This is a genomic window from Arthrobacter sp. 1088 (assembly GCF_031455315.1).
In the GTDB taxonomy this organism is placed as follows: Bacteria; Actinomycetota; Actinomycetes; order Actinomycetales; family Micrococcaceae; genus Arthrobacter.
Genome location: NZ_JAVDSM010000006.1, coordinates 181,386 through 201,082, shown reverse-complemented (window position 1 = coordinate 201,082; position 19,697 = coordinate 181,386). Strand labels below are relative to the sequence as shown.

The following is a 19,697-nucleotide window of genomic DNA, read 5'->3' as shown; positions in this document are numbered from 1 at the left end:
CGGTTGCGCGCCCGCTGTAAGCTCGCCTGAGGTGAGCTGACTGCGGCCGTACGCATTGTTTGTTTTAGAAAGGAAACGCTCTTGGCCAGCCAGGACTGGGTTGAAAAGGATTTTTACGCGATCCTTGGTATCGCCAAGGACGCGTCCGACGCGGATATTAAGAAGGCTTACCGCAAGCTTGCGCGGCAGTATCACCCGGATACCAATTCCGGGAATGCTGCTGCGGAGAAGAAGTTTAAGGACATTTCCGAGGCTTATTCTGTCTTGTCGAGTCCTGAGGACAGGCAGCAGTATGACGCGATCCGTGCCATGGGTGGTGCCCGGTTCGCTCCCGGTGCGGGAGCCGGGCGTGGCGGCGCTGGCGCCAATGGTGGGTTCGAGGATCTGTTCGGTGGTTTGTTCGGTGGCGGCGCGCGTCAGCCCTCGGGTGCCGGTGGCATTCCTCCGGAGTTTGCTGACCTGTTTGGTGGCGGTTTTGGTGGTGGCCAGACCGGGTTCCAGCGGGCACCGCAGAAGGGCTCGGACCGCACTGCGACGACGTCCATCTCCTTTGCTGGATCCATCAAGGGCACTACGGTAAGCCTGCGCGAAAGCAACGGCCACGTGATCGACGTCAAAATCCCCGCCGGCATCAAAGACGGGCAGAAAGTCCGCCAGCGCGGCAAGGGCAACGTTGGTCCTGCCGGCAACGGCGATCTCATCATCACGGTGAACGTGAAGCCGCACGAGTTTTTCCAGCGCGACGGCGACAACATTCGCATCCACGTGCCTGTCACGTTCGCGGAAGCTGCGCTTGGCGCGACCATTGAGGTTCCAACGCTCGACGGCGACACCGTCAAGGTGCGTGTCCCGGCCGGAACACCGTCGGGTCGTACCCTCCGCGTGAAGGGCCGGGGCGTGAAAACGTCCAAGGCGACCGGAGACCTCCTGGTGACTATCGACGTCGCCGTCCCACAGAACCTGAACAAGGAAGCGGAGGAGGCCGTGAAGGCATTTGCTGCCGCGACCACCGATGCCAACCCGCGTCACGACCTGGCCGCGAAGGCCCGGTTGTAAGGAGACGGTCATGGCAATCGACGTCAACCAGCCGATCTTTGTCATCTCCGTCGCCGCGGAGCTTGCCGACATGCATCCGCAGACGTTGCGCCAGTACGACCGCCTGGGCATCGTCTCGCCCAGCCGCGCCCCCGGGAAGTCGCGCCGGTACTCCCAGAACGACGTCGAAAAGCTGCGCGAGGTCCAGCGCCTCTCGCAGTCCGGCGTCTCGCTCGAAGGCATCAAGCGCATTTTGGACCTGGAAAACCAAGTTGCTGCACTGCAGTACCGCGTGGCCGAGCTGACGGAGGAACTGACCCGGCGCCGGAGCCCCTTGGACACCCGCATTTTCGCAGCGGGAGCAGCCGGCGACGTCGTCAGTCTGGCCCGCGGTCAACGACCCCGTGCACGGTCGCAAGCCGTCGTGGTGTGGAGGCCGCGGCCTGAGTAGCAACGCCGCGGTTCGTGGCTGGACCCCCGCGGTGGGGAGCATCCACAGGAACCACGCATTGATGGGAGAGCTCCCACGAAAGAGAGGCCTACTATGGCACCCAGCGAAACGGCACGACGAAATCACGACGAACTGTTCCCAGGTCAGCTTCCGGCCTTGGCGGTTACAGACCCCGAGCTCGTGGAGATTTTCAACAACTTCGCATTCGACGAGGTGTTGAGCCACGAAAGACTGGATACCAGGACGCGGCTCATGGTTCAGCTCGCCTCCCTTATCGCGTCACAAGGAATGCGGGAATACCGGGCGTTGCTCGGCGCGGCCCTTACCGTTGGGGTAACTCCGGTGGAGGTGAAGGAACTTATCTACCAAGCCGTCCCGTATGTCGGCATGGGCAAAGTTTCCGATTTCCTGCACGCCACCAATGAAATCCTCAAAGAATTCGGCGTGGAGCTTCCTGTTCCGGGCCAGTCCACCACAACGCCCAAGGACCGGGCGGAGAAAGGGCTGGCTATCCAGAAGGAGATCATAGGTGCAGAACGCATCGACGATATGCGCGCAGCTGCCTCAGCTGATGAAATGCACTTTCAGGAGTACCTCGCCGCGAACTGCTTCGGCGATTTTCTGACACGCACCGGCATTGATGTTCCAAGGCGTGAACTCCTCACCTTGTCCATGCTCGTTTCCCTTGGCGGCTGCGAGCCACAGGTCAAGGGGCACATTCTGGCCAATCTGAACGTGGGTAACAGCCGAGGGTTGATGCTTGAGGTCATCACGCAGTTGCTGCCGTACATCGGGTATCCACGTACGCTCAACGCCCTGCGCGTACTCAACGAGACCGTGCCGGCACCCAACGCCGGGTAGGGCTTCCTTATGCTGTGGATAGTGGCCGGAAAAGGACGATAATAATGTCATGGCACGGCAAGAAGTGCACGTGCTGGTGGTTGGCGTGTAGGCGCTGGAAAGCGTCCCATGCTCGTGTAGTGAGGGAAGATTCCGATGTCGTTGTCGGATGAAGAGCGCAGGAGTTTGGAAGAGCTTGAGCGGGATCTCGCTTCATCGGATCCTGACCTGGACCTTCAGCTGAAGTCGGGGCGGCCGCGCGGTGCGGTGGCGCGCTCAGTTTTTGGTGTCCTGGCAGTTTTGGCCGGTTTTGCAATGGTCATTGCCGGGATCATCACACAACTCGTCCTTGTGGGTGTGGTCGGGTTCCTGCTCGCTGGAACAGGCGCCTACCTACTGTTCAGCAGGATGGTCCTTAGGAGAAGGACGCGGCGACACGACGAGAGCAAGCCGGACTAGCCCAACACGGGTCTAGCCCAGCTCCGAGCTAGGCGTCCAGCCTCCGAGCTAGGCGTCCCGCCAGCCCGTAGAAATCCGGCTGAATTTAGTACGTCTCCGGTGGCAAGTCCGCAGACGAACCAGCGAGGTCATTCGACGTGGACGGGTTCGCCGTTTGCGTGGCCGGCTTGGCAGGGGCCGGCTCGCCGGGAGGCACCATCATTCGCCACGCCAGCACCAGGCCCGCGCCGACGCCACCAACTGCCAAAGCAACCAACCACCCGGCACGCGGGGAACTCCGCTGACTGGTTCGACGACTCAAAGTTTGCGTCGCCCTTTTGACCGCTCTGGCTGCGGTGCGCCGAGCCCTCTTTGCGGCTTTACGGTTCCCGGTCAGCGTGAGCATTACGCCGTGCACCACCGACGGGACATCGGCGTGATTGATCCGGGATAACGCCCACCCCACTACTGCGTCGGCTTGCGACGACGTGCCCTCCGCTGCGTGCTTCACCCACTCGGCTGCGAGGTCCTGCACTGCCGGAATGATGTTTTGTGCTTTGTACATATGAACCCCTCACGGAGTAGATGGCCCCGTTGCCAGACTACGCCGCGGGCTGCAGGACCAAAAGGTGCCTGAACGCAGCGCTCTTTTCAGGCCGGGATTATGGCTGCCAGCTCCACGGGGTTCTCCAGTCCCGCCCATTTGCCGCTGAGGGTCAACTCGTTGTGGACCTCAGCTGCGACATCCACAACCCGGGCAACCTTCAAGCGAAGCTCACCTGCGTCAATGATGGTCACGCCACTGCCCGACACAGGGGCCGAGGCACTCAAGGCGGGGACACCGGCGTCGAGCGTTCCGCTTCCCTTCACGTTGACGGAGCTGGGCCGGGGCTCAGGCTCGCCGTCGACGATCAGCGCGGCCTCTTCCTGGCCCGTGAGGATAGCCGTGGCCAGGGCTTTGACGTAAACGGGATCTGCGCAGGCGTCATAGACCCACCGCTTGCCTAGGACGGAGTGGTCCATGGTGCCGATGAGCCATTCCCGGGCGCCGGCCAGTTCGTAGCCCCTGTAGCTCAGGGGTACCTGGTAGATGCGCTCGCCGGCGGCGACCACATGCGTCTCGAGCCCCACCTCGCCGGCGGGGTCGTCAAAACGGTAGGCCCCAATGAGCTCCGGGGCCCCTTCCTGGCTGAACCAGGGCTGCGTCGGCAGGTATCCAGCGATGAGTTCGAGCTTGGACGGGGACAGGGTTGCCTTGTGAATGATCGCCATGTTCTCCAGCCTAGGCCAGGGAGGCGTGCTGTTCGGTACGGGTCCCAATGCGCGGCCTCGCCCCTGCACTGTTTACAATCGAAGGGACGCGCCGACTATTGAGGGAATCATGAAGAAACTCACCACTGTCCTGATCGCTGCCGGGCTGCTTGCCACGGCATCAGCCTGCTCCTCGCCGCAGCTGACCACCGCAGAAACGTGTGACCGGGTGGGTGTCGCCGTTGCCAGCCTCCCGAGCAACGCCAGCAAGACCGCGACCATTCGCGTCGCAAACGCCATCCGCCCCATTGAACCCGTTGCCTCCAACGAAATGAAGCCCGTGGTCACGGCCATCCTTGAATACTCGGACGAGCTCGTGAAGGAATCCCCGGACGAGAAAAAGATGGGCGAGCTCTCCGCCGCCTACCAGGAAGCCGGCACCAAGTACGGCGAACTCTGCCGCGGCTAATGACGCCCGCTGCCTAACGGCCAATGAAGGCGAAGAAGGGGACCAGCTGAGTTGGTCCCCTTCTTGCGTCTGGAACCGGAAAAGACGTTGGGATGTGCGACAGAAACCGGTTCGGGTCAGGCAACCCTGGATGCTCTCTCACATCACCGCCCTTAATCCTGGATCTTCTCTCACATCACCGCCCAGAATCCGGGATGCTCTCTCAGATGATCGAAGAGAAGTCCCGGACGACGTCGGCTGTGTGCCCAGGTAAGGCCCGACGTCGAAACTTACCTTGAGCGCCCGGCTTCGGCACCCTTGGCGGACCAGCGAATCAGCGGATTACGCAACGCGGGGTCACTTACGGCCGGTTATCGCCGAGAACATGGGCCGTAAGTGACCCCGCGTTGCTTTGGCTTCGCGCGCAATGTATAGATGTATACAAGTACACATATCCAAGCCAAGGAAGCCGCATGGCCCATCAACAACCACGGAACACAGGGGCACACCTGGTCTACAGCGAGCTCAAACGCCGGATCCTCAGCCTTGAACTCAAGCCAGGTGAGCGCGTTTACGAGCCGGCCATGGCTACTGCGCTGCAAGTCAGCCGAACCCCGCTGAGGGAAGCCATCCGGCGTTTGATTTCGGAGAGCCTCCTGGAGCAACAGGCAACCGGGGGAGTGGTGGTTCCAGCGCTGGATGAGACGGTGATTGCCGAACTGTACGACGTTCGGGCAGCACTGGAATCGTTGATGGCACGGGAAGCGTGTGCCAAGGCAACTAGTGAAGATATCGAAAAGCTGCAGGGCATTCTTGAACGAAATGCGGCCATGGTGGGATTCGCCGATGAAGCCATGAAATACGGCGTGACATTGCACGCCACCATCGCTGGGATCGCCGGAAATTCGTGGGCACAACGCTTCCATGACCAGATCTCCAGCCAGGTTGAGCGATACCGGCATTTCACCAACAATTCCGGTGAGCGCCGGGAACAGGCCCTTGCCGACCACCGCGTACTGGTGGAAGCCATAGCCTCAAAGAAGCCAGACAAGGCAGCGAAGGTCGCGTTCGACCACGTCATCGCCGCCCGTGACGAGACGTTGCGTGCCATTTCAGGCGCGGGCCTTGTGGTCGAATGATTGGCGAACTCGGGCGACGCTCGTCCCTTGCACTTCTGATCCACTCCGCACTCATCCAGGCAGTCACGTTCCTGGTGCGGCCAGCCACCAGCTACCGGGCACTGGAACTCGATGTCCCCGGGTTTGCACTCGGTCTTCTCGCTGCCAGTTATGCAGTCTTCCCGCTACTCCTAGCGTTGCCGATCGGCGGACTGGTGGACCGCCTCGGTGAGCGTCGCCTCATGGCGATCGGCTCCGCCGTCGTGCTGGGTTGTTCCGCTTTTCTGCTGTTGTTCGGAACGTCGGTTCCTGCGTTGGTGGCCGGAACTGCGCTTCTTGGCGCCGGCCAGTTGGCTTGCGTGGTGGGGCAGCAGGCGGTGGTTGCGAACAATGCCAACTCCACCCGGCTCGATTCAGCCTTCGGGTACCTGACGTTCGCCGCGTCGCTGGGCCAGGCACTTGGGCCGTTGGCGATTTCCTTGGTGGGCGGCGCCTCTGTCCGCCCGGATACGAACGCGATCTTCCTTCTCGCGACGGCCATGAGCCTGGTGCTGTTCCTCGCGACGTTCGTTGTGTCGTCCCGCGTCAGTGGCCGGAGGGACAAGGCCAAAACAGCGGACAGCCCCAAAGGCGGTGCCATCTCCTTGTTGAGAACGCCGGGCGTGGTCCGGGCATTGGCAACGAGCGCAACCGTCCTGGCAGTGGTGGATCTTACGGTGGTCTACCTGCCTGCGCTTGGCGCCGAACGGGGTCTGACCGCGGCCACAGTCGGTCTCATGCTGACTGTTCGCGCGGGGTTCTCGATGGTCTCCCGGATTGGGCTTGGCAGCATGTCCCGGAAGTTGGGGCGGATGAGGTTGCTGGTCCTGAGCCTTGCGGTTTCCACGGTCTCGTTGGCAGTAGCGGCCATTCCGATGCCCATGTGGTTGCTCTTCGTCGTCATGGCGTTCCTCGGCCTCGGGCTGGGAATCGGACAGCCGCTGACCATGTCCTGGTTGTCGGCCCAAGCGCCCGAAGGCCAACGCGGACGTGCGCTGGCCTTGAGGCTCGCCGGGAACAGGGTAGGCCAAATTGTCCTGCCCAGCGCCATCGGTGTTGTGGCGGTAGGGCTCGGTGCTGCGGGTGTGTTCCTGGCGTCCGCTGTGGCCGTGGGCGGAACGATGCTGTTGCTGCGCGGGGTGCGGTTGGACGACTGACTTTGTTTTGAGCGGCCGCCACTGGCTCCATCCGTCACGTTTTGTGGGTCACGTCCACTGATAGCTATACGGATGTGAGGGGACCAGTTGCCGGAGGCAAAGAAGCGCGTTCAAAATGATGGATCCGGACTCAGTATCGAAGCGCGAGGGTGTACGGCGGCCTCCCCGCGGAAGGCCGCCGTCGATAGTCCTAGAGAACAGCCGTCATGACGCCCCATCCCCAACCAACAGCGAAGCGCGGCATCCAGCCACCCTTGCCGTCGCCGGGGTAGTGCCAGAGGACGCCTTCAGTATCGCGGGCCAGGAGGTCGGCTGTGCCGTCCGGTAGGAAGTTGCTGTTGAAGTCGCCGGGACCAACGACGGCGGTCATGGAGTTCCAGCCCGAACCCACCTGGACGCGGGGGAGCCAGCCGCTTGTGCCGTTGCCGGGGTAGAGCCATAACGTGCCCCCGGTGTCGATGGCGAAGACATCGTGCTTGCCGTCTCCATTGAAGTCTCCGGGGCCCACGATCTTGTCCATCGCATTCCAGCCTGAGCCAACCGCGACCCGAGGGAGCCACCCGGCAGCACCGTTGCCCGGATACAGCCACAATGTCCCTGAAGAGTCCCTGGCTAAGACATCGTGCTTGCCGTCGCCGTTGAAGTCGCCAGGGCCCACGATTGAGGTCATGACATTCCAACCGGCACCGACCTGGATCCGGGGGTACCATTCGCCGTATCCGTTGCTTGGGTAAAGCCACAGGACTCCGGCTGCGTCACGTGCAAGGACGTCCGGCTTGGCGTCACCGTTGAGGTCGCCTGGAGCCACGAGCGATGTCATGGCGTTCCAGCCGGAACCAACTTGAGTACGGGGCAGGAAGTGACCGCCTGTGTCGCCCGCGTATAGCCATAGAGTGCCTGCCGAGTCCCGGGCCAGGGTGTCGGCTTTGCCATCGGAGGTGAAATCGTTCTTGGCAGCGTTGACCGTGATCGCGAACCACTTGCTGAAGGCTGAGGGGCTGACACCATTGGACGCAGCCACCTGGACTTTGTAGGTCCCCGCCTTGGTTGCGATGCCGGAAAGAACGCCGGTCTGCTTGTCCAGGGTCAGCCCTGGAGGCAAAGTGCCCGCGTAGACAGAGAATTTAGGTGCTGGAGAGCCCTTCGCTTGGAAGGTGTATTTGTAGGCCGAGCCTACCGTTGCCGCTACGGGCGGCTGGCTTGCCGTAAACGCAGGAGGAGCGTCAGCGCCGTCGATGACTGAAAGTGCGCCGCCCGTCTGGTTTGCGACGTAGGTTCTATTTGTTACCTCGTTGACGGCCGCCACTTGAGGCCAGTTGCCCACCTGGATGATTTCAAAGACGCCAGTGCTGGCGCGAAGTACGATCAGTTTGCCGCGGTTTGGAATGACACCGTAGACCTTGTTGGTGGTTTCGTTGACAACCAGGCTGACGGGGGAGTCCAGGAAGTCGCCGTATTCGAATTTCCTGACTTTGTTCGTTGCTCCGTCCAATTCGGACAGGTAATAGGCGCCCGTTGAAACGTAAACCTTGTTTGTCTTCTCGTTTACTGCAAGGGCGCCAGGTGCGTCAGTGATGCCAATATCAGTAACGGCGTTGGTGACGCCGTCAATGACGTTAACGATGTATCCGCTACTGAGGCTGTTTTGCTCATTGCTCACATAGATCTTGTTGGTCGCGGAGTTCACGGCAACGTGAAAGGGTCGCTCCCCTACCGCCACTGGAGTCGACGTCTTACGGGTCCCGTCGATGACGAAAACTGTGTTGCTGTCCGCATCCGTTACATACGCCTTGTTAGTGACAGGATTCAGGGCCATGTCGGACGAGTAGGTTCCCACCGCCACCGTCGCGGTTGCCTTAGTGGCGGCGTCGAAAATGAGAACACTGTCGGGTCCGCCGCCTCGGGCGAAGATCTGGTTGGTCGTCTCGTTGACCAACAATTTCCCAACGCCAGGGCCCGAGTACACAACGGCGACAGCGTTGCTTGCGCCGTCGATGGCAAGGATTGTCCCGTTCACGGATGCATAGATCTTGTTGGTGACAGTATTGATGGCCAGGCCTGTAGACAGACCGGGGAGCGGGATGCTTGTAGCAACATTGGTGGCCCCATCAACCACCAAGATGTAGGGGCTGCCCAGATGCGAGACGTAGATTTTGTTCGTCACTGGGTTCACTACGGTGGTGTCGGGCCCGCTGCCTGTCACGATGTCTGCGACGCGCACGTCCGCCTGTGCCGGCGACGCCATTCCGAACAGAGCGGCGGCCGTCAGGCTCACGGCAAGCAGCGTAGCGGAAAGAGTCCGCAGGAGTCCCTTCGAACGGGCCCTCAAATGTTCTTGCGTCGAAAACAGCAGAGTGGTCACTGCAGCTCCCCCTATTGATGTGCCAGCGACCACATTCTTGGGCCGGGGAGAGTCTACAGCCAAGCAGCGACTATTCCGCGAACAGCGCCGCCAGGTCCTCCGCCGTCAACGAGCCACCAGCCAGGGCGTCGCCTTCCATCACGTCCGCGAACAGCTGCGACTTCTTGGCCTTCAGCGCCATGACCTTTTCTTCGATGGTGTCCTTCGCAACCAACCGGTAGACCATGACGTTCCGGGCCTGCCCGATTCGGTGCGTGCGGTCCACAGCCTGTGCCTCGGACGCCGGGTTCCACCATGGATCCAGCAGGAACACGTAGTCAGCCTCGGTCAGGTTGAGTCCGAAGCCACCGGCCTTCAGCGAAATCAGGAACACCGGAGCGGCACCGTTCTTGAACTCGCTCACCACATCCCCCCGGTTCCGAGTGCTGCCATCGAGGTAGCAGTACTCCACGCCCTCGGCATCCAAACGCTCACGCACCTTGCCAAGGAATCCCGTGAACTGGCTGAAAATCAGTGCCCGGTGGCCCTCGGAGATCAAATCCTCCAACTGTTCGAACAACACATCCAGTTTGGAGGACCGCACTCCTGACAACGACGAATCCACCAACGACGCATCCAGGCTCAGCTGCCTGAGCAACGTCAACGACTGGAAGATCGTGAAGCGGTTCTTGTTGACGTCGTCGATCAGCCCGAGGATCTTCTGCCGCTCACGCTGGAGGTGTGTCTGGTAAACCTTCTGGTGCCGCGGGTTGAGCACCACTTCCAGGACCTGCTCCTGCTTGGGCGGCAGATCCTTGATGACCTGCTCTTTGGTCCGGCGCATCATCAGTGGACGGACACGACGCCGGAGCTTGGCCAGCTGCGCCGAATCACCGTTCTTTTCAACGGGCTTTTGGTAGTTTTCCGCGAACCGTTTGGGGCTCGGGAACAGCCCAGGCGCCACGATCGACGTCAATGCCCAGAACTCCATGAGGTTGTTCTCCAGCGGAGTGCCCGTGATGGCCAGCTTGAACCGGGCCGGCAGCTTGCGCGCGGACTGGTACGCCTTGGATTGGTGGTTCTTTACGAACTGCGCCTCGTCCAGCATGAGACCGGCCCATTGGAATGAGGCGTAGGCATCGTAATCAATGCGGAACAGGGCATAGGAAGTAATAACGACGTCGGCGCCCGCCAACGCGTCGCTCGGTGAGAGGCCACTCTTGGCGAAGGTTTCACCGACGGTCCGCACCACGAGTCCGGGAGCGAACCGTTGCGCTTCGGCGGCCCAGTTGCTCACCACGCTGGTTGGGGCCACCACCAGGAACGGAGCGCGGGGCGGGCTGTCTGCGGCCACACGGACGTCGGCCGTATCAACAGCAGCAGCCAACTCCTTGGCCGCACAGATCAACGCGATCGCCTGCACGGTCTTGCCCAAGCCCATGTCATCGGCCAACACGCCGCCGAGGCTGTGCTTGAAGAGGAAGCTGAGCCAGTTGAAACCTTCAAGCTGATACGGACGCAGCTCGGCGTTAAGGCCTGCCGGCAGCGGCAGCCCGGTCACGCCGTCGTCGAGCAATCCGCCAACAGCTTCGCGCCACGCGGCGGCCTGTTCGTCAACGATGCCGAGTTGCGCGAGTTCATCCCAGAGCCCGGCCTGGAAACGGCTGATCTGCAGGGTGCCGTCTTTGTTGTCCGGGTTGTCCTGCAGGGAACGGGCTTCGTCGATCAACGCACGGAGCTGGTGGAGCTCAGGCAGGTCGAGCGAGAAGTAGGCGCCGCTGGGAAGCAGCATGCGGCTCATCCCGGCAGCCAGTGCAGAGAACACGGCGGCGAACGATACCGGTTCGCCTTCGAGGGTGATGACGATGCCGAGATCGAACCAGTCGCCGCTCGCCGTTTCCTTCGTGGAGATGGAGACAACGGGAGCTTCGGCAGCTTCGCGGTAATCAGCGATGTCACCGGAGGTCTCTACTACGACGTCGGGCAGATCCTTGAGCATTGGCAGGACCTCCTCGGTGAAGGCCAGCGTGTCCAGTCCGGAAAGCTCAGCCGAGGCCGCGAGCCGCGGAGCGCCCCAGCCACCCGTGGCCGATTCCGCCAACGCCGGAACCACGTCCCACGGCCGACCGATCGAATCCAGGATCCGGGCTTCCTCGAGGTCATCCCGGTAGCCACGGTCATCCGGGTGCCGCCACAGGGGCTGTGCGGTGACCAACGTGCCGGACTTGTAATGCCATTCCCAGTGCAGCCGCACCTTGTGGTCGGTGCCGTAATTGGCGAGCAGGGAGAGCGTGGGGACCGCCAGCGTTGGCAGCTCTACAGATTCATCCGCTGCCTTGACGGGCGTTGACTGCCGCAGCTTCGGGTAGAACGAGGTCAGGAACCGGCTCTCATCTTCGGCCGGAATCAGAAGGGTCTCGCCCTCGGTGACAAACTCGAGCAGTTCGTCGCTGATACCGCCCTCAATCGGGGCGAGCGTGATCAGGTTGTTCTGCTGCGGCACCCCGGGCAAGGCTTCGGCGCCGGAATGCGTGAAGAAAATCCCATACGCGGGCTTGCCGAGGAAGCCCACAGTCCCGGCATCAATCTGCTCACCGCCTACCGTCACCGACGGCGCAAGCTGCAGGCCGCCGTCGGGCGTTTGCTTCCCGTCTTTGCCGCCCAACGCTTCAAGGCGCGCCAAACTGAGTCCGACGACGGCGGGTTGGGTCTCGACGTGGACAGGCTCGCTACCAGCCGCGTGAATCAGCGGAATCCCGGCTTTAGTTGCGTCGGCGAGAAGGGTCCAAAGGTTCTTGGCGGCGAAATCATTCAGGCTCAACCACATGGCGCCCGACGGTTGCTGGCGGCCATTGCTGGAACCATGGGCAGCGAGGAAAGTCTGAAGCCACTCGACGTGTGCCTCATTGAATTCGCGGCGGAAACTGATGTAGCTGAGGTTGTTCCAGGAGACGTCGCCGCGGATCCATTTTCCCTTGGCGCCCATCATCACGGGCCGGGCCTTGAGCTGCCGGACACTGCGCATGGGATCGCGGCGGCCTGTGTAGGAGAAGTGTGCGGCCGGTTCCTCAACCTCGAACTGCAGGGCGAGCGGAATGCCGGCAGTGCTCGGCGCGGTGCCCGGCTTCGCGATCAGCCTGTTGAGGGCTTGCTCCCAAGCCGGCCGCCCGGCACCGCCCTGCTCGGAGGAACCAAGGCGGGAGGTCTGGATCCCGGGTGCCTGGGACAGGAGCTGGGCACGGATAGTGGGGTGGTCTTCCGCCGTGAAAAGCAGGGCAGCCACATGTTTGCAGTCCTTGCGGACAGGGCAGCTGCAAATACCTACTGTGCAGCTCCAGCCGCTGGGCTTGCGAACCAGCTTGGCCGACGTCGAATATGGTTGCGGACCGGTGCCGCGGACCTTGCCAAGCAGAAGGCCGGTGGCCGAATCGAAAGAAATTCCGCTCACGCGGCTGCCCATGGCATAGGCCAATCCGGCCGCCAGGGAGCGGTCGTTAATGGCAGGAGTCTGAATGGCCAGTTCCCAGGTTTCGTCTGTGTGGGACGGCATGCGTCGGGCTACTTTCGGCAGGAGGTTATCTGCTCAATCTTAGTCAGCAGAAAACGGCTCCCAAACTTCGCCCTCCGTTAACCTCAACCTCGATTGCCGAACCGCTCCCATGCGTACGTTGAAAGGGTCCGGAGCACCAACAGCTTTCAGCAGTGAGGATTTCCCATGACTACCAACGAGTACCCCGTCGTCCTGAACAAGGCCAGCTTCGAAGCAGGCAATGCAGACGTAGTGGATTCCAACGTCAACGTCGTGAACCAGATGTATGCGGAGCTCCTCAACAGCGACGAAATCGCGTCCCCCGCGCTCAACAGCTACTTTGTTGATTTCTACCTGACCCAGGCGTTGGCCGGTGGATTCGCCCAATACGTGTTCACCGCCCCGGAGCGTGAAGAGTTGGACGCCTACGTGCGTGCCGGTTTGGAAGGCATGGGCGCCACCCGGCACCTGGACCTGTTCAACCGCACCGCTGCAGCCTTTGATGCGTTGAGTGAGGACGACGCCGAGGCCTACCTCGACGGCGAGCTGGACGATTCCGAAGCGCCCCTCGAGGCCGTCGTTGTCCTGGATGAGCTCGACGGCGAGTTCGAAGCCTTGCTGGAGGAAGAGGACATCATCGACCTCAACGCCGCTTACCTCCGGAACCAGCCCGGGCTGCTGGTTCTGTCTGACGAGGAGTTGGAAGCACACATTGCCAAGCGCGTTGCCCTGATTCCGGACCTTGCCGATCGCCAAGCCGAAGCTGACGAAGAAGCCCTCGCCAACGCACCCGAGTTTGAGGTCATCATCCGGGAACTGTGCGACGTGGCCGGCTACGCGCTGCAGAAGATCACCATGGGAGACCCCAACTACGAGCACGACGGCGTGAAGACCCTCGCCTGGCACTTCTCCACCGACCACGGCGACTACATCATGGTGGAGGACGATGAGGAAGCCTTCATGATCCACCCTGAGACCAAGGAAATCATCGCGGCGGTGGAGTTCGAAGAGTCCGACGAGCTCGCGGACGCGTAGACCGCAGCGTTGCAGGCTTCACCCCCGCAGGGCTGAGTTCGCGGGAAAGACCCGCCGAGATCGCCGGAACGCTCCGCAATCGCCGTAGCGTTCCGGCGGTCCCGCGCTTTTCGGGCGATTTGGCTGTCACCCCTGCGGTGATGGTAGGCCTGGCGTCTCCTCACTTCGCTGGAAACGTGCGCGTTCATGGGCAAACTTCCGGCGTATTCGCATCGGTCCGGGAGCCTCGGCACTCGGATGTCCACATAGCGTCGCGCACCCCTTTAAGGACTGGATGCTTCGTCGGCATGCTAAGGCCACGGATCCAACATCATCGCCTGAAAGCACCGCCCCGTTAGTCCACCTGCTTCCTGTGCGCGGGTACATGTGGAGAACCGACGAGTTACTCCGCTTTGGCCTAAACAGTCGAAAGGTCAAGGCCCTGGTGGACTCCGGTGAGCTGCACCGCTTGAGGTACGGCTGCTACATCAGGGGCAGCAAGTGGAGTGCACTGGGTCCGAGGAGACAGGCCAAGGAGCGGATCCTGGCACATGCGCACGGGACGCTGACAACGTCAACAGGCGGTTTCGTCTACAGCCATTTGTCGGCGGCACGACTCCACGGCCTGTTTGTGTGGGGCGTGGATGACAAGGTTCATGTTCTGCACACGACCAGGCCTTCCTCCGACAGATGGGGCAAGGACGTTCGGGGACACACAGAAAGCTTCACTGAGGACGACGTCGTGCAGGTTCAGGGTTTGCGGGCGACCACACTCGAACGCACCATCTTTGACAGTGCAAGGATGCTTAGCTATCCCAAAGCACTGGTGATTATGGATCATGGACTACGCGTCGGCGCTGATAGAAGCAGGCTGACCTCCTTGGCCACGGTGTCCTCCGGGAAGCGGGGTATCCGCACGCTGCGCAAAGCTTTGGACAACGCAGACCCCCGCTCCGAGTCTGCTGGCGAGACGCTTACCCGTGAGTTGATGCAAAGGCTCAGCATCACGCCCCCACAGCCACAATTCGAGGTGCAGTCCCGATTGGGTCGCCATCGCATGGATTTCGCTTGGGAAGAGCAAAAACTGGCTCTGGAGTTTGACGGTCGCACTAAATACTTCGACTTCAATCCGACAGAGGAGGTCATCTTTCAAGAACGACGGCGGGAAAAGGCACTCGTCGAGGAGGGATGGCGGTTTATCCGGATCGAGTGGAAGGACCTGTTTCAAGAGCGCGCCTTCAAGGAACGCATCCTTCGGGCACTCAGGTAATGCGGCCTGAGCGCGAGTGCGTGGGAACCCTGCCTGTACGCACGTAACCCTTCGGCGACACGGCAGGCTTCCCACGATCTCGGTGTCACGCCTCAGTAACCCGAGGCGGCCCCCTTGATCATCTCGCCGCTGGGGCTTACCAGGTACCAGACGTTCATCACGCCCTGGCCGTTGACATCGCCCGGAGCCTTGTCCTTGGCGTAGTAGTACAGCGGCATGCCATTGAGTGTGACCTGCTTCTTCCCGTCAGGGGTAGCTATGGTTCCCACGGTGCCACTGACGCCTTCAACGGCCGGCTTGTCCGACGTCGTCGTGAACACCGGCCAAGCGGCCAGGCAGGCGCCCGTGCATGCACTGGTTCCTGAATCCTTGACGTCCTTGGTGAAGAAGTACAGGCTCATGCCCTTGCTGTCCACCACGATCTGCCCGGCGCTGGATGATGCAACTTTCATCTCTGCGCCTGCCGCGGCCGGGCTGGACATTGCGTCCGTACTTGGGGACATGGAGGTAGGTGCCGTCGAGGAAGTGGCGGCCGTCGGCGCGGTAGTAGACGTGGTGCTTGTCCCGGGGCTTCCGGCGCAACCGGCAAGAGCCACGGCGAAAACCACTGCGCCGAGTCCAACGCTGAGTCTATTTCTCATCTTTAGCTCCTTTGACGGGCCGGCCGGAATGGGTCGGCGCTAACCCCTACGACGCAGGCGGGGGAAGAATGGTTCAAGGAACTGAACCTTTTCGCTGCACGTGGCGTCGTATGGGGTGGGGCAGCAGGAAACAAGGCGGAGGAGGTGGTTATGCCGTTGGACGAGGACGTGGTGGCGGCAATCTACCGCGATCACGGCACGGCCCTGAAACGCTTTGTGCTTAGCTGCACCTCGGACACGCACCAAGCAGACGACGTCGTGCAGGAAACCATCCTCAAGGTGTGGCAGCACGCGCCGGAGATCACGGGCAGTCTGCGCAGCTACCTCTTCCGCACTGCCCGCAACGTCATCATCGACAACTACAGGAAGGCCCAGAGGCGCCCTGTTGAGGCGGGCGAGCACGACTTTCCAGACCATGTTGCGACGGAACGCGTTGATGAGCTCCTGAACCGCGTCCTCATGGAAGAGGCGCTCCTGAGGCTCAGCCACGAACACCGCGAGGTCCTTGTGGCCCTGCACTACCAGCGGTTCACCGTCACTGAGGCAGCGCTGCAGCTGAACATACCTGCCGGAACCGTGAAATCCAGGGCTTTCTATGCTGTGAAAGCCCTCCGAACGATCCTTGATGAAATGGGGGTGGAACGATGAACGGCAACACCGTCCACCAATTGCTGGGCGCCTACCTGCTGGGAGGGCTCGACCCCGACGAGGCCCGCTCTTTTGAAGAGCACCTCGCCGGATGTGCTGCCTGCCGGCGCGAACTCGAGGAGTTGGAAAGCCTCCCCGCGCTGCTCGACGCCGTTCCTGCCTCCGACGCCGTCGCACTCACCGTGGCGGGTACCGCGGGTGCCCTCTCACCCTTGGAGCTGGGCCGGGAAGCGTTGCCGCAGAAGATCCTGGTTGACCTTGCGGCACGCAGGAAGAAATCACGACGGCGGTGGGCGGCTTTCGTGGGGGCGGTCGCCGCTGCATGCCTGGCACTTGGCTTCCTTGCGGGCCCGCTGCTGAACCAACCACCAAAACCCGATGCCAGCTACTCGGTCCAGTCCGAAACGGGGCTCCAGCTGACAGTGGGCATGGTCAAGAAGACCTGGGGCACACAGCTTGAGGTCGAAGGCAAGAGCATGCCGCTCGAAGGAACGCTCTACCTCTGGGTGAAGGGCCGGGACGGGGCGGAAGAGCGCACCTGCGGCTGGACGGCAACGCCGAGTGGCCGCATCAAGATCACTGGCGCTACGCCCGTGCAGCTTGGCGGTATAGCCGGAGTGGAACTCCGGGATGAGGCGGAAAAGACAGTGGCCTCAATATCGGTGCCGTAGATTTCGACGCCGCAGGTGTCAGCAAAGCAGATCTCAGTGCAGCAGGTTTGCCCGCAGCTCGGTGACGAGGGCGGGGTCCTCGCAGGCCCGTGCAAATGCTTCGATGCGGCGCTCGATTTCGCGGCCCAACAACCAGCTCCCGATTCTCTCTGCCACGGGCTTCACCCAAGCCGGGCGGCAGGAAAAGGTGTACTTCCAGACCGCCCGGGTGCCGCCGTCGTCGGGGGTGAATCGCCAGCCGCCGCCGAAGTTCTCGAAGAACCAAGGCCCGGACACCATGGTCATTCCTACGTTTCGGGGAGGGACGTACGAGACGTACTCGCTGACCATTTTCAGTCCCATACGGGACACGGTTCGTGTGCGGACTCCCTTGCCTGCTTCCTTGGCTCCGTCCACGAAACTTTGGGCCGAAATGAACGGATCCCATCTGAGCCTGAATTCACCAGTGGTCTGCGAGAGTGCGAAGGCTGTTTCGGGATCCAAACGGATGAACCGCTCGGCGCGGACCTGTGGCATTCAGGACCCCTGCCCTGAACCAAGCACCAGGAGCACCATGAAGGCAACGCCAAAAACATTGACCGCCATGATCGCCAGTCCGATGATCCCCGTGATGCGGCCGGCATTCATGCGCCCGGCCCGAAACACGGCGATCAGGCCACTGACGACGGAAACAATGGCAAGAATCACGGCAACCAGCGCCAGAATGAGTGCACTGAACCACCAGACGTCGTTGCCCGGATTGTAGCGGCTCATCGCCGAAGCCACGGCGGCGACGCCCAAGGGAATGCTGACCACTGCGGCAATCGGCGAGAGGATCGCGGAGACGATGCTTGTGATGCCAGCACCCAACCCCGGTGTTCTGGACCGTTGCTGCTGGTAGTACTCAACCGGTGGCTGATAGCTCATATTTCCCCCAAAGTCCGTGCGCTAGATCTTGCGATACGTGAGGTCGAAAATCATACGCCCGGCCTCGTGGGCTTTGTTTTCAAAGCTGGTGCGGATACGGCCCTCGAACCTGGGGGCCCAGCCGCCTTCCTCGTCCACGCCCTCGTTCGGCCCCGTATGTTCAGTGCTGACAGGTGCCCGGCCTTCCCGGACCGGCGCCCCTCCGACAACAGACTCGACGCCGGACTGCCACACTTGCGTCAGGGGGCTCTCCTCGCCCCTGCGCTCGCCTTCGTGCATGTTCTCAAATTCCGTTGAGCCTGCAAGAACCTCGCGGACGTGTACGGCGTAGTTGGACCAGTCGGTGGCAATGCGCCAGTAGCCACCTTTTTCCAGCGCCTTGGCGGCCACGGAAGCGAAAGCCGGCTGGATCAGGCGGCGCTTATGGTGGCGTGCCTTGTGCCATGGATCGGGGAAGAATACCCAGAGCTCACTGACCGAACCGGCAGGAAGCATCGACTCCAAAACTTCGGGCGCATTGGCTTCCACGACGCGCACGTTGGTCAGGCCACGGCTGTTGATCTTGATGATGGTGTTGGCCAGGCCCGGCGTGTAAACCTCGACAGCCAGGAAGTCCTTGTCCGGATTCTGTTCGGCGGCATGGACCACGGCGTCACCCAAACCCGAACCGATCTCGACGATCAGGGGAGCTTTGCGCCCAAACACTGCCTCGGCGTCGAACGTGTAATCGGGGTGGACTGAAGTGTTGGCGACGTGACGCGGAACCTGGACGGCCCAACGCTCGGCGTGCTCCTCCCACGCGGCCTGCCTGCGGCCCTGCAAACGGGTGCCGCGACGCACGAAACTGACCGGCCGGCCGCCGTAGGTTCCGAAGGACGCCTGGCTGCCGGGCGTGACTGGGCGCGGGGAATCTGGGGTTTCACTCATCCATTCCAGAATACTTGGGTTCCGGTGGGCGGATGGCTGGCTCAGGGCACCGCCGTCCGAGCGCCTTCCATAACCCCGCGGCTGGCCCTCCCGTCCTACCCAGGCTGAGCTTCGTCATCTGCTTTGTGCCAGCTGTGATGAATTTCAGGTGAGCAGGTTCAAGTACTGCGTCCGAGCCTTCATTGCGTGGATTAGCAACTCATTGCCGCTGTCGAAGCGAAGAACGACAACTTCGAGGAGGCGCTCCGCTGCGTCGAATCCGAGCCTTAGTTGGCGAGCCGGGCTGTCCTCGTCGAGGTCCGCAATGTAGACCGCGTGACCCGCCGCGTGGATTCCATCCTCGGCGCTGATGCCGTGTTTGAGTGCGGAAGCATGCGCCTGCACTACGCGGCGCTGATCCACGCCCGTACGGCCGCGCGTATGGCTTCCGACCGACTCAGGTGATCATGCTCGGCTCGAGCGGAGAGTTCCCGCAGCAGCTCGGCATCCATGCGCACCGGCACCACTTCGCCGGGGCCATCACCGACTGGACGGCGGCCTCGCCTGCGGAGTTGCTCAGTCGGGTATCCGTGCTCAGCCTCGTCTGCCCAAGCTTGGATCATCTCATCGGTGACCGGCGCGCCATTGACCTTCTCGTGACTCATCTACAAATCGTATTACGAAATGGGGGCGGGTGAAGGTGGCAAAGCGGGGGTTCGCGCCGTGAACAGCGTCATGGGCACTGAGTCAAGTGCTGGCTGGTAGCGTCCTGCTATGACTTCAGTGGAGCTTGTCCGATCGCAATCGCTAAGCGCCGACCATGCCTCCCACAGATCTTCCTGTTCCGACGACGCAACCAAAAGACGGGTGCTCATGACATCCGTCAATCCGGCTCCGGCGTCTTCGAGTGCTGTCGCCATGTTCGCGAAAGCCGCGCGCGTCTGAGCATCGAATGAGTCTCCTACAACCTTGCCGTCCGTCGGCGTGGCTGTGC

21 protein-coding genes and 1 pseudogene are annotated in these 19,697 nt (G+C 61.9%); 11 read left to right on the top strand and 11 right to left on the bottom strand.

Annotation, left to right across the window (positions count from 1 at the left end; translation table 11 throughout):
- The first annotated feature begins 81 nt into the window (after positions 1–81).
- The 4 genes from J2Y41_RS11490 (at position 82) to J2Y41_RS11475 (ending at position 2,785) form a co-directional block, all read left to right on the top strand.
- Positions 82–1,056: a DnaJ C-terminal domain-containing protein gene (locus J2Y41_RS11490; RefSeq protein WP_223934638.1), complete on the top strand. Its 975-nt coding sequence runs from the start codon at positions 82–84 to the stop codon at positions 1,054–1,056.
- A 10-nt stretch (positions 1,057–1,066) separates the two neighbouring features.
- Entirely contained in the window at positions 1,067–1,486 is a 420-nt protein-coding gene (locus tag J2Y41_RS11485) for a heat shock protein transcriptional repressor HspR (protein ID WP_224089172.1), read from the top strand.
- Positions 1,487–1,579: 93 nt separating this feature from the next.
- Positions 1,580–2,347: a carboxymuconolactone decarboxylase family protein gene (locus tag J2Y41_RS11480; RefSeq protein ID WP_309928528.1), complete on the top strand. Its 768-nt coding sequence runs from the start codon at positions 1,580–1,582 to the stop codon at positions 2,345–2,347.
- Between the two features lie 135 nt (positions 2,348–2,482).
- A complete protein-coding gene (locus J2Y41_RS11475) occupies positions 2,483–2,785 on the top strand; it encodes a DUF3040 domain-containing protein (RefSeq protein WP_309928527.1) in 303 nt (100 codons plus the stop codon).
- Between the two features lie 85 nt (positions 2,786–2,870).
- Here the strand turns inward: J2Y41_RS11475 and J2Y41_RS11470 are convergent, their stop codons facing one another.
- Positions 2,871–3,329 carry a hypothetical protein gene (locus tag J2Y41_RS11470; RefSeq protein ID WP_309928526.1) on the bottom strand — a complete coding sequence of 153 codons (459 nt, stop codon included), beginning with the start codon at positions 3,327–3,329 and terminating at the stop codon, positions 2,871–2,873.
- A gap of 86 nt (positions 3,330–3,415) precedes the next feature.
- Positions 3,416–4,036, bottom strand: a complete 621-nt coding sequence (locus tag J2Y41_RS11465; RefSeq protein ID WP_309928525.1) for a CG0192-related protein — start codon at positions 4,034–4,036, stop codon at positions 3,416–3,418.
- Positions 4,037–4,145: 109 nt separating this feature from the next.
- Here J2Y41_RS11465 and J2Y41_RS11460 point away from each other — a divergent pair, with 109 nt between their 5' ends.
- The 3 genes from J2Y41_RS11460 (at position 4,146) to J2Y41_RS11450 (ending at position 6,777) form a co-directional block, all read left to right on the top strand.
- Complete coding sequence (locus J2Y41_RS11460) at positions 4,146–4,484, top strand: hypothetical protein (protein ID WP_224089164.1); 339 nt, start codon at positions 4,146–4,148, stop codon at positions 4,482–4,484.
- A 452-nt stretch (positions 4,485–4,936) separates the two neighbouring features.
- Positions 4,937–5,602 carry a GntR family transcriptional regulator gene (locus tag J2Y41_RS11455; protein ID WP_309928524.1) on the top strand — a complete coding sequence of 222 codons (666 nt, stop codon included), beginning with the start codon at positions 4,937–4,939 and terminating at the stop codon, positions 5,600–5,602.
- Positions 5,599–6,777 (top strand): MFS transporter, encoded by a 1,179-nt coding sequence (locus tag J2Y41_RS11450; protein WP_309928523.1) that lies wholly within the window; start codon positions 5,599–5,601, stop codon positions 6,775–6,777. Before J2Y41_RS11455 ends, J2Y41_RS11450 begins: the two co-directional genes overlap by 4 nt.
- A gap of 190 nt (positions 6,778–6,967) precedes the next feature.
- On the opposite strand, the gene J2Y41_RS11445 is transcribed toward J2Y41_RS11450, so the two are convergent.
- Positions 6,968–9,139, bottom strand: coding sequence for an FG-GAP-like repeat-containing protein (locus J2Y41_RS11445; protein WP_309928522.1), 2,172 nt, complete (start codon positions 9,137–9,139; stop codon positions 6,968–6,970).
- Positions 9,140–9,209: 70 nt separating this feature from the next.
- Positions 9,210–12,668 carry a DEAD/DEAH box helicase gene (locus J2Y41_RS11440; protein WP_309928521.1) on the bottom strand — a complete coding sequence of 1,153 codons (3,459 nt, stop codon included), beginning with the start codon at positions 12,666–12,668 and terminating at the stop codon, positions 9,210–9,212.
- Positions 12,669–12,833: 165 nt separating this feature from the next.
- Between J2Y41_RS11440 and J2Y41_RS11435 the strand changes: the two genes are divergently transcribed.
- Both J2Y41_RS11435 and J2Y41_RS11430 read left to right on the top strand, forming a co-directional pair.
- Positions 12,834–13,682 carry a hypothetical protein gene (locus tag J2Y41_RS11435; RefSeq protein WP_309928520.1) on the top strand — a complete coding sequence of 283 codons (849 nt, stop codon included), beginning with the start codon at positions 12,834–12,836 and terminating at the stop codon, positions 13,680–13,682.
- A 274-nt stretch (positions 13,683–13,956) separates the two neighbouring features.
- Positions 13,957–14,931 (top strand): hypothetical protein, encoded by a 975-nt coding sequence (locus J2Y41_RS11430; protein ID WP_396133522.1) that lies wholly within the window; start codon positions 13,957–13,959, stop codon positions 14,929–14,931.
- Positions 14,932–15,023: 92 nt separating this feature from the next.
- On the opposite strand, the gene J2Y41_RS11425 is transcribed toward J2Y41_RS11430, so the two are convergent.
- Positions 15,024–15,572 carry a hypothetical protein gene (locus tag J2Y41_RS11425; protein WP_224089148.1) on the bottom strand — a complete coding sequence of 183 codons (549 nt, stop codon included), beginning with the start codon at positions 15,570–15,572 and terminating at the stop codon, positions 15,024–15,026.
- A 150-nt stretch (positions 15,573–15,722) separates the two neighbouring features.
- Between J2Y41_RS11425 and J2Y41_RS11420 the strand changes: the two genes are divergently transcribed.
- Positions 15,723–16,220, top strand: coding sequence for a sigma-70 family RNA polymerase sigma factor (locus tag J2Y41_RS11420; RefSeq protein WP_224089146.1), 498 nt, complete (start codon positions 15,723–15,725; stop codon positions 16,218–16,220).
- Entirely contained in the window at positions 16,217–16,891 is a 675-nt protein-coding gene (locus J2Y41_RS11415; protein WP_309928518.1) for a zf-HC2 domain-containing protein, read from the top strand. Before J2Y41_RS11420 ends, J2Y41_RS11415 begins: the two co-directional genes overlap by 4 nt.
- 33 nt (positions 16,892–16,924) lie before the next feature.
- On the opposite strand, the gene J2Y41_RS11410 is transcribed toward J2Y41_RS11415, so the two are convergent.
- The 6 genes and pseudogenes from J2Y41_RS11410 to J2Y41_RS11385 all read right to left on the bottom strand — a co-directional run.
- A complete protein-coding gene (locus J2Y41_RS11410; protein ID WP_309928517.1) occupies positions 16,925–17,407 on the bottom strand; it encodes an SRPBCC family protein in 483 nt (160 codons plus the stop codon).
- The gene (locus J2Y41_RS11405; RefSeq protein ID WP_224165467.1) at positions 17,408–17,797 is read right to left on the bottom strand and encodes a hypothetical protein; all 390 of its coding nucleotides are present in this window, start codon (positions 17,795–17,797) and stop codon (positions 17,408–17,410) included.
- A gap of 21 nt (positions 17,798–17,818) precedes the next feature.
- Positions 17,819–18,724 carry a tRNA (guanosine(46)-N7)-methyltransferase TrmB gene (gene trmB / locus J2Y41_RS11400; protein WP_224165466.1) on the bottom strand — a complete coding sequence of 302 codons (906 nt, stop codon included), beginning with the start codon at positions 18,722–18,724 and terminating at the stop codon, positions 17,819–17,821.
- A gap of 144 nt (positions 18,725–18,868) precedes the next feature.
- A complete protein-coding gene (locus J2Y41_RS11395) occupies positions 18,869–19,108 on the bottom strand; it encodes a toxin (RefSeq protein WP_309928515.1) in 240 nt (79 codons plus the stop codon).
- Positions 19,108–19,368 carry a ribbon-helix-helix domain-containing protein gene (locus J2Y41_RS11390; protein WP_309928514.1) on the bottom strand — a complete coding sequence of 87 codons (261 nt, stop codon included), beginning with the start codon at positions 19,366–19,368 and terminating at the stop codon, positions 19,108–19,110. Before J2Y41_RS11390 ends, J2Y41_RS11395 begins: the two co-directional genes overlap by 1 nt.
- A gap of 12 nt (positions 19,369–19,380) precedes the next feature.
- A pseudogene (locus J2Y41_RS11385) lies at positions 19,381–19,677 on the bottom strand (Rid family hydrolase); the annotation flags it as partial.
- Between the last annotated feature and the right edge of the window lie 20 nt (positions 19,678–19,697).